This window comes from Rhodobaculum claviforme, from assembly GCF_016653255.1.
GTDB classification, from domain to species: Bacteria; Pseudomonadota; Alphaproteobacteria; order Rhodobacterales; family Rhodobacteraceae; genus Rhodobaculum; species Rhodobaculum claviforme.
The window spans coordinates 1-8,633 of sequence record NZ_NHSD01000148.1; the positions used below are offsets into that span (position 1 = coordinate 1).

Here is an 8,633-nt window from a genome sequence, read left to right on the forward strand (position 1 = left end):
TGGGACGCCTGCCCCACGGGGCCCGCGTCCGGGCCGGGCGCCGGTGGCGGGGCTCAGCGAACCTTCAGCGTCGCCAGGCCAATCAGCGCCAGCACCAGGCTGATGATCCAGAACCGGATCACGATCTGCGGCTCGGCCCAGCCCTTCTTCTCGAAGTGGTGGTGGATCGGCGCCATCAGGAACACACGCTTGCCGGTGGCCTTGAAGTACACCACCTGAATGATGACCGACAGCGCCTCCAGCACGAACAGACCGCCGACGATGGCCAGCACGATCTCGTGCTTGGTGGCGACCGCGATGGCCCCCAGCGCGCCCCCCAGCGCCAGCGACCCGGTGTCGCCCATGAACACTGCAGCGGGCGGGGCGTTGTACCACAGGAACCCCAACCCGCCCCCGATCAGCGCTGCGGCAAACACCAGAAGCTCACCCGTGCCGGGGACGAAATGGACCTCCAGATAGGTGGTGAAATCGACCCGCCCCACGGCATAGGCGATCGCCCCCAACGTGCCGGCCGCGATCATCACCGGCATGATCGCCAGCCCGTCCAGCCCGTCGGTCAGGTTCACCGCATTCGCCGCGCCCGCGATCACCACCATGCCGAAGGGGATGAAGAACCAGCCCATGTTGACCAGCACGTCCTTGAACAGCGGCACCGCCAGCTGCGACGTCAGCTCGGGCGGATGCATCAGCATGGCCGCCGTCGTCGCCAGCGCCCCGATGCCAAAGCCGATCAGCAGCCGCACCCGCCCCGGCACCCCCTTGTGGTTGCCCCTGGAGACCTTGGCGTAGTCGTCGGCAAAGCCCAGCGCGCCGAACGCCACCGTCACCAGCAGCACGATCCAGACATAGGGGTTGTCCAGCCGCGCCCACAGCAGCGTCGCCACCGTCAGCGCGCCGAGGATCAGCACGCCGCCCATGGTGGGCGTTCCGGCCTTGGTCAGCAGGTGGCTGGCCGGCCCGTCGTCCCGGATCGGCTGGCCATTGCGCTGGCGCCGGCGCAGCAGGTTGATCAGCGGCCGGCCAAAGACAAAGCCGAACACCAGCGCGGTGAAGAACGCGGCCCCCGCGCGGAAGGTGATGTAGCGAAAGAGGTTGAACACACCCCCGCCGTCGGAAAGCTCGCTCAGCCAGAAGAGCATGGGTCTAGGTTCCTGATGAAGTGTGCCGCGCGGCCTGCCCCAGATTGGCCAGCGCGTCAACGATCCTTGCCACGCCGCTGGCCTTGGAGCCCTTGACCAGCAGGATGTCGCCGGGTCGCGCCAGATCGCCCGCCGCCGCCGCCAGCGCGCCCGCGTCCGCCGCCTGCACCCCGCGCCGGGCGGGTGGCAGCGCGTGCCACAGATGCGCCATGCGCGCGCCCGCGGTGTGGACGGTATCGATGCGGGCCATCGCCGGATGCCCGGCCAGCGCCGCGTGCAGCGCGGCCTCGTCCGCGCCCAGCTCCAGCATGTCGCCCAGGATGGCGATGCGGCGGCCGCGCGGCGCGGGCACCGCCTCCGCCAGCATATCCAGCGCCGCCCCGACCGACGCCGGGTTGGCGTTGTAGGCGTCGTCGATCACCTCGAACCCCTGTTCGAGTTGCGCATCCAGCACCACACGCCTGCGCGCCCCCCGCCCGCCCGGCGGCATCCAGCCCGCCAGATCCAGCGCCGCCAATGCCAGATCGGCGCCCGCCGCCGTCGCCGCCACCAGCGCGCCCAGCGCGTTCATGGCAAAGTGCCGCCCCGCGCCCGGCAGCTTCAGCAGCACCGGCGCGCCGTCCATCACCGCCTCGGCCACCGTCGCCTCGGGCGTGGTGTGCACCGCCCCGAGGTTGTGCGCGGTGCCGGGACCAAAGGGGCGGCTGTCGTGCCCCGCCGCGCGCGCCCGCAGGAGATCGGAGGTCGTCAGCCCCTCGGGCCAGACCGCGACGCCGCCGGGCTCCAACCCCTCAAAAATCGCGGCCTTCTCCTCGGCGATGCCCTCCAGCGAGCCGAGACGCTCCAGATGTGCGGGCGCGATGGTGGTGATCAGCGCCACATGGGGCCGCGCGAGGCGGGCCAGCGGCGCGATCTCTCCGGGCGCGTTCATGCCGATCTCCACCACGGCGAAGTCGGTGGCCGCAGGCATCCGCGCCAGCGTCAGCGGCACGCCCCAGTGGTTGTTGAGGCTCGCCTCGGCCGCATGCACCGCGCCCTGGCGCGCCAGCATCACCCGCAGCATGTCCTTGGTCGACGTCTTTCCGACCGAGCCCGTGACCGCGATCACCCGCCCGCCCATCCGCGCGCGCGCGGCCGCCCCCAGCGCCTGCAGCGCGGCGAACACATCCGCCACCACCAGCAGCGGCGCATCCGGCGCCACCCGTGCGGGCACCCGCGACACCATCGCCGCCGCCGCCCCCGCCGCCAGCGCATCGGCCACGAAGTCGTGCCCGTCGCGCGCCGCCGTCAGCGCGACGAACAGATCCCCCGGCGCCAGCGTCCGCGTGTCGATGGAGACGCCGGTGGCGGCCCAGTTCCCCTGCGCCCTCCCGCCCGTGGCGGCGGCGGCGTCGGTGGCGGTCCACAGGCTCATCGGTCGGTGCCGTCGAGGGCTGCAACCGCGATGCTGGCCTGCTCGGCATCATCGAAGGGATAGACGGTGTCGCCGACGATCTGGCCGGTCTCGTGCCCCTTGCCCAGGATCAGCAGCGCGTCGCCCGGCCCCAGCGCATCGACGGCGCGCAGGATCGCCTCGGCGCGGTCGCCGACCTCGGTGGCCTCGGGGCAGGCGGCCAGGATCGCGGCGCGAATCGCCGCCGGGTCCTCCGACCGCGGATTGTCGTCGGTGACATAGATGCCGTCGGCATGGGCCGCCGCCGCGTGGCCCATCAGCGGGCGCTTGGCGCGGTCGCGGTCGCCGCCGGCGCCCAGCACGCAGATCAGCCGGCCCAGCACATGCGGGCGCAGCGCCGCCAGCGCGGTCGCCACCGCCGCGGGCGTATGGGCGTAATCCACGAACACCGGCGCGCCGTTGGCGCGGGTGGCCACATGGCTCATCCTTCCGCGCACGGTGGTCAGGCGCGGCAGCACGGCGAACACCCGCTCGGGCGCGTCGCCGGCCGCGATCGCCAGCCCCGCCGCCACCAGCACGTTTTCCGCCTGGAACGCCCCGATCAGGCCCAGCCGCACCTGATGCGGCCGCCCGTCCCAGGAAAACCGCAGGATCTGGCCCTCCGGCTCGGCCCGCTGCACGAGCAGGCGCAGGTCGGCGTCCGCCCCCTGCCCCACGCCGATCACGCGCTGGCCGCGTGCGCGCGCGATCGCCGCCATGTCGGCCCCGCGCGGATCGTCGAAGTTGATCACCGCCACCCCGTCGTCGGGCAGGAGCCGCGCGAACAGACCGGCCTTGGCGGTGAAATAGCTGTCCATGTCGCCATGGTAATCCAGGTGATCCTGGCTGAGGTTGGTATACCCCGCCGCCACCAGCCGCACCGCATCCATCCGCCGCTGGTCAAGGCCGTGGCTGGAGGCCTCCATCGCGGCGTGGGTCACACCATCGTCCGCCATCGCGGCCAGCAGGCGGTGCAGCGTCAGCGTGTCAGGCGTGGTGTGCGGCAGCGGCGCCGAAAACGCCCCCTCCACCCCGGTAGTGCCGATGCTGGCGGCCGGGTGGTCCAGCGCCGCCCAGATCTGCCGGGTGAAGCTTGCGACCGAGGTCTTGCCGTTGGTCCCGGTCACCGCGACCATCGTGTCGGGCTGGGCCGCGAACCACAGCGCGGCGGCATAGGCCAGCGCCTGGCGCGGGTCCTCGGCCACCACCAGCGGCACGGGGTGCGCGGCCAGCGCGTCGGCCGCGATCGCGGCCCCTGCGGCGTCGGTCAGCACCGCGCCCGCCCCCATCCGCAGGGCGTAGGTGATGAACTCGCCGCCATGCACCCGGGTGCCGGGAAGGGCCGCGAACAGATGCCCCTCCCGCACCGCCCGGCTGTCGAGCGACACGCCCGTGATCCGCGCCTCGGCCCCGCCGCGCGCCGCCAGCCCCAGATCGGCGAGCGACGCCGTCTTTCCTGCCGATCCTGCCATCCGACCCGCCCCCGATGAAGCCCTCATGGACGCATGCTCGATACCGCATCGGCGCGGGGGCCCGCAACGTCGGGGCGCATGCCCAGCATGGGGGCGGTGCGGCGGATGATCTCGCCGGCCACGGGCACGGCGGTCCAGCCGGCGGTGCGGCGCGGCTCGGTGCCGGATGTCTCCACCGGCTCGTCGAGGGTGACGACCAGCAGGTATTCGGGGTCCGGCATCGGCCAGGCCCCGACGAAGGTCGCGATCACCTTGCCCTCGTAATAGCCGCCGGTGGCGCGCGGCTTGTCGGCCGTCCCGGTCTTGCCGCCGACGTGATAGCCCGCGACATTGGCCATGGTGGCGGTCCCGCGCGCAACGGTTTCGCGCATCATCACGTTGAACGCCGCCGACGCCTCGGCCGAGATCACCTGTTCGCCCGCAGGCACGCGCGGGCGCTGCACCAGCGACGGCGTGACCGTCGTGCCACCGTTGACCAGCGGCGCATAGGCCGCCGCCAGGTGCATCGGGCTGACGCTGAGGCCGTGGCCATAGGAGATCGTCATCATCGACAGCTCGGACCAGTTGCGCGGCGTCAGCGGACGGCCCTGCGGCGCCTCCGTCAGCTCCACCGGCGAGGCCTCCAGCAGGCCGATCTGGCCCAGAAACTCCTGCTGCGCCTCGATCCCCATCATCTGCGCGATGCGCGCCGTGCCGATGTTGGAGGAGTGCACGAAGATGTCCGACACGCTCTGGCGCGCCCCGCGCGAGCGGAAGTCGGTGATGCGGAACCGCCCCCACCGCAGCGGGCCGGCGGTATCGACGATGCTGTCGGGGCGCAGGATGCCACGGTCGAGCGCCTGCGCCACCGGGAACGCCTTGAACACCGAGCCGAGCTCGTACACCCCCTGCACCGCGCGGTTGAACAGCGGGCTGTCGGCCGGATCGCCCTCCACCAGCGGGCTGGGGCGGTCGTTGGGATCGAAGTCCGGCAGCGACACCAGCGCCACGATCTGGCCGGTGCGCGCCTCCATCAGGATCGCGGTGCCGCCGCGCGCGCTCATCATCGCCACGCCGCGCTCCAGCACCTCGGTCACGGCCGCCTGGATCGACAGATCCAGCGACAGCCGCAGCGGCGCGCCGCCCGCGGCCGGATCGCGCAGCTCGGTGTCGAAGATCCGCTCCACGCCCGCAACGCCGATCACCTCGGCTGCGCGCACGTCCTCGCGCCCGAAGCTGGCACCCCCCAGCACATGCGCGGCCATGCGGCCGTTGGGATAGAGGCGCATCTCGCGCGGGCCGAACAGCAGGCCCGGCTCGCCGATGTCGTGGACGGCCTGGAGCTGCTCGGGCGACATCCGCCGACGCACCCAGACGAAGCGCGCGCCCTCGCGGGTGAAGCGCGCCTCCAGCCGCTCGGCGTCCTCGTCGGGAAAGATCGCCGCCAGTTCGCGGGCGGCGCGGGCCGGGTCCACCATTTGCGGCGGCTGGGCGTAAAGCGCATGCGTGACCAGGTTGGTCGCCAGCACCCGGCCCTGTCGGTCCACGATGTCGGCGCGGTTGGCGGTGATCGCGTCACCACCGCGCGTGGCCATGGTCGGCTCGCGCGGGTCGGAGGCCGCCTCCAGCCCCATCCGCAGCCCCACCACCGAGAAGGCAAGGAAGAACGCCACCGCCAGCACCAGAAGCCGCCCCTCGGCACGGGCATGGGCGCGGGCGCGGTCGGCCTCGGCGCGCAGGCGGATGTTCTCGCGCTCGATGGCGTCGGGATTCTCGCCCCGCGCGCGGCTTTGCAGGATGCGCGCCAGCGGGCGAAGGGGCGTGCGGGTCATGGGAATTCCTCGTCTGCGTCGTCTGCGTCGCGGGCGGTGACGGGCGGGTCCGGCACGGGATCGACCGGCGGCGGCGGCGGAAAGGCGATCTGCGCGATCTCGCCGAACTGGTCGGGGCGCAGCGGCATCAGGCGCAGTCGGTCATAGTTCAGCTCGGCCAGCATCCGCAGCCGGTCGGGACGGTTCAGCCACGCCCACTCCGCGCGCTGCACCGACACCCCCTCGCGCAGGGCGCCGATCTCCTGTTGCAGGGCGCGCAGTTCGGACATCGCGGTCTGGGTGCGGTGCGTCTCGCGGTAGGCCCAGAACGCCAGCGCGATCACCCCCACCGCCGTCAGCACATAGAGGATCCCTCGCATCAGCCCGCCCCCAGCACCAGCGGCGGCAGGCCCAGCGCCGTGCGATCCACCGCGCCCGCCGGCGCATCGAGGCGCGTGGCGATCCGCAGCCGGGCCGAGCGCGCGCGCGGGTTGGCGGCCGTCTCGGCGTCATCGGCGGCGATGCCGCGCCGGGTGTCGAGGCGAAACCGCGGCGCCAGGGTCGCGGCCTCGGGGGCGTGGCGGCTGGTGCCCGGACCCTGGCCCGCGCGCAGCGCAAGGAAGCGTTTGACCACGCGATCCTCCAGCGAGTGAAAGCTGACGACGGCCAGCCGCCCGCCGGGGGCGAGCGCACGCTCGGCGGCCTCCAGCCCGGCGACGAGCGCGCCCAGCTCGTCGTTGACGGCGATGCGCAGCGCCTGGAAGCTGCGGGTGGCGGGGTGGACCTGTCCGGGCTTGGGGCGCGGCAGGCACGACGCGACCAGCCCCGCCAGCCGGGCGGTGGTGGTGATCGGCGCATCCGTGCGCGCGGCCACGATGGCGCGGGCGATGCGGCGGGCGGCGCGCTCCTCGCCGTACTGGTGCAGGATGTCGGCCAGCAGCGCCTCGGGCGCCTCATTCACCAGATCGGCGGCGGAGGGTCCGGCCTGGCCCATGCGCATGTCCAGCGGCCCGTCGCGCAGGAACGAGAACCCCCGCCCCGGCTGGTCCAGCTGCATCGACGACACCCCGAGGTCGAGCACCACGCCATCCACCGGCCCATCCACCGCCCCTGCCGCCAGCCGGTCGAGGTCGGCGAAGTTCCCCGCCACCAGCCGCAGCCGGTCGCCCCATTGCCCCGCCCAGGCGGCGGCGGCGGACAGCGCGTCGGGATCGCGGTCGATGCCGACGACCCGCGCCGCACCCGCCTGCAACAGCCCGCGGGCATAGCCCCCCGCGCCAAAGGTGCCATCCACCCAGACGCCCGACACCGGGGCGACGCGCTCCAGGATCGGGCCCAGCAGGACCGGCACATGCGGCGGGGTGTCGGGGCCGTCCGTTGCCATCATGCCCCGCCGTCCGTGCCCGGCAGGTCGGGCAGCAGCGAGAACGGATCGAAGTCCGGCCCCTGCTCCTCCAGCCAGGCTTCGGTGCGGGCCTCCTCGATCTCGAAGGTCTCGGGCTTCCAGATCTGGAAGCTGTCGCCGGCGGCGATGAAGAACGCCTCACCCTCCAGGCCCAGGCGTTCGCGCAGGCGCTGCGGCAGCACGATGCGGCCGTCCTCGTCGAGCTGGGTGGGAAGGGACTGGCCGTGCACCGTCAGCTCCAGCGTGCGGCGCGCGCGCGATCCGCGCGGCAACGCGTCGATGCGCCGGTCGATGTCGTCCATCGCCTCGATGGTGTATCCCGTCAGGAACGCCTGCGTACGGGGTCCGAAATGGATCACGAGGTTGGGGCGCTGGCCGTCGACGTGGTCGGGATCGCATGCCTCGATCACCCGGCGGAACAGCGCGGGGATCGACACCCGGCCCTTGGCGTCGACCTTCTGGTGGAACTGGCCTCGGAACCTGCGCGCCACCGCTGTCTGCCCCTCGCCTTGGCCCCCCTTGAGACGACGACGGCGGACCGGGTTGCTGCCACCGCCCGGTCCGCCGCGTTTCGCCCCGTCCGGGCCTGTCCGACGTCGCGCGCCACCTGGGGGATGCTGCTCGCCCGCGCGCCGGATCTCTTTCGTGTGATGAGGCGGGCTGCCTGTATGAAACCTGACTTTCGTCTGGTGGGGTCTTGGTGCCCCTGTCCCCGCTCATCTGGGGAAAATGTGCCATGGGAATTCATGGGTAGCAACTGGAATTTGCCCCACCGCATGGCACAGGGCCGCCCCGGGCACCCGGCAAAGGCCCGCCACACGGGGCCAGCCGGCGCTGAAAACCCCACATATGGTTATCACGCACACAACAACATCCAGATACAGGGACCCCACCCGCCACGGAAGAAAGTACCGCGCAATCCCGCTAAATCCCGGCGCAGGCCGCAAACTCCCGGCGGGGGTGCCTCCCCGGGGGGCGCGACGAATCACGGCGGTGGCATCGGGCGTGATTCGTCGCCTCAGAACAGCTGGCCCTGATCGCCGCCGCCATCGTTGTCGCCACCGCCATCCCCCCCACGCGCACCGGGACGGGTCGCGGGACGGGCGGCGGGGCGCGGGCGCGGCGCGCCCGGGCGCACTGCCACGCGGCCGTCGTGGAATTCCAGCTCCAGCGCGGTGGCGGCGCCGGCGGCCTCGGCGGCGGTGACAACCCGCCCGTCGGCGCGCACCAGCGCAAAACCCCGACGCAGCGTTGCACCGTGGCCCAGGGACTGGCGCAGCCGGTCCAGCGCCGCCAGCCGGTCCGACAGCCGTCCCAGCCGGGCGGTCTGCGCCGCCGCCATCTGCGCGGCGGCAAGGCCGGCGCGGCGGCGCTCCTCGGCCAGCCGCCGCAAAA

Annotated in this window: 8 protein-coding genes; all 8 read right to left on the reverse strand. The window is 73.0% G+C overall.

Going from position 1 to position 8,633, the window contains the following annotated elements; all coding sequences use genetic code 11:
- Positions 1–53: 53 nt before the first annotated feature.
- Positions 54–1,139 (reverse strand): phospho-N-acetylmuramoyl-pentapeptide-transferase, encoded by a 1,086-nt coding sequence (mraY, locus tag CCR87_RS04720; RefSeq protein ID WP_201156416.1) that lies wholly within the window; start codon positions 1,137–1,139, stop codon positions 54–56.
- 4 nt (positions 1,140–1,143) lie between these two features.
- Entirely contained in the window at positions 1,144–2,553 is a 1,410-nt protein-coding gene (locus tag CCR87_RS04725; protein ID WP_201156417.1) for a UDP-N-acetylmuramoyl-tripeptide--D-alanyl-D-alanine ligase, read from the reverse strand.
- On the reverse strand, positions 2,550–4,043 hold the full coding sequence (locus CCR87_RS04730) for a UDP-N-acetylmuramoyl-L-alanyl-D-glutamate--2,6-diaminopimelate ligase (RefSeq protein ID WP_201156418.1): 1,494 nt from the start codon (positions 4,041–4,043) through the stop codon (positions 2,550–2,552). The genes CCR87_RS04725 and CCR87_RS04730 overlap by 4 nt, the downstream gene beginning before the upstream one ends.
- A 23-nt stretch (positions 4,044–4,066) precedes the next feature.
- The gene (locus CCR87_RS04735; RefSeq protein WP_201156419.1) at positions 4,067–5,854 is read right to left on the reverse strand and encodes a peptidoglycan D,D-transpeptidase FtsI family protein; all 1,788 of its coding nucleotides are present in this window, start codon (positions 5,852–5,854) and stop codon (positions 4,067–4,069) included.
- Positions 5,851–6,213 carry a cell division protein FtsL gene (gene ftsL, locus CCR87_RS04740; RefSeq protein WP_201156420.1) on the reverse strand — a complete coding sequence of 121 codons (363 nt, stop codon included), beginning with the start codon at positions 6,211–6,213 and terminating at the stop codon, positions 5,851–5,853. The genes CCR87_RS04735 and ftsL overlap by 4 nt, the downstream gene beginning before the upstream one ends.
- Complete coding sequence (gene rsmH / locus CCR87_RS04745) at positions 6,213–7,217, reverse strand: 16S rRNA (cytosine(1402)-N(4))-methyltransferase RsmH (RefSeq protein ID WP_201156422.1); 1,005 nt, start codon at positions 7,215–7,217, stop codon at positions 6,213–6,215. The genes ftsL and rsmH overlap by 1 nt, the downstream gene beginning before the upstream one ends.
- Positions 7,217–7,729: a division/cell wall cluster transcriptional repressor MraZ gene (mraZ, locus tag CCR87_RS04750; RefSeq protein WP_201156421.1), complete on the reverse strand. Its 513-nt coding sequence runs from the start codon at positions 7,727–7,729 to the stop codon at positions 7,217–7,219. Before mraZ ends, rsmH begins: the two co-directional genes overlap by 1 nt.
- Positions 7,730–8,256: 527 nt before the next feature.
- On the reverse strand, positions 8,257–8,633 hold a 377-nt coding region (locus CCR87_RS04755), incomplete at its 5' end, for an exodeoxyribonuclease VII large subunit (RefSeq protein ID WP_338048875.1).

Coding starts and splice junctions, on each gene's coding strand:
- mraY (WP_201156416.1), bottom strand. CDS start 1,139: ATGCTCTTCTGGCTGAGCGAGCTTTCCGACGGCGGGGGTGTGTTCAAC.
- CCR87_RS04725 (WP_201156417.1), bottom strand. CDS start 2,553: ATGAGCCTGTGGACCGCCACCGACGCCGCCGCCGCCACGGGCGGGAGG.
- CCR87_RS04730 (WP_201156418.1), bottom strand. CDS start 4,043: ATGGCAGGATCGGCAGGAAAGACGGCGTCGCTCGCCGATCTGGGGCTG.
- CCR87_RS04735 (WP_201156419.1), bottom strand. CDS start 5,854: ATGACCCGCACGCCCCTTCGCCCGCTGGCGCGCATCCTGCAAAGCCGC.
- ftsL (WP_201156420.1), bottom strand. CDS start 6,213: ATGCGAGGGATCCTCTATGTGCTGACGGCGGTGGGGGTGATCGCGCTG.
- rsmH (WP_201156422.1), bottom strand. CDS start 7,217: ATGGCAACGGACGGCCCCGACACCCCGCCGCATGTGCCGGTCCTGCTG.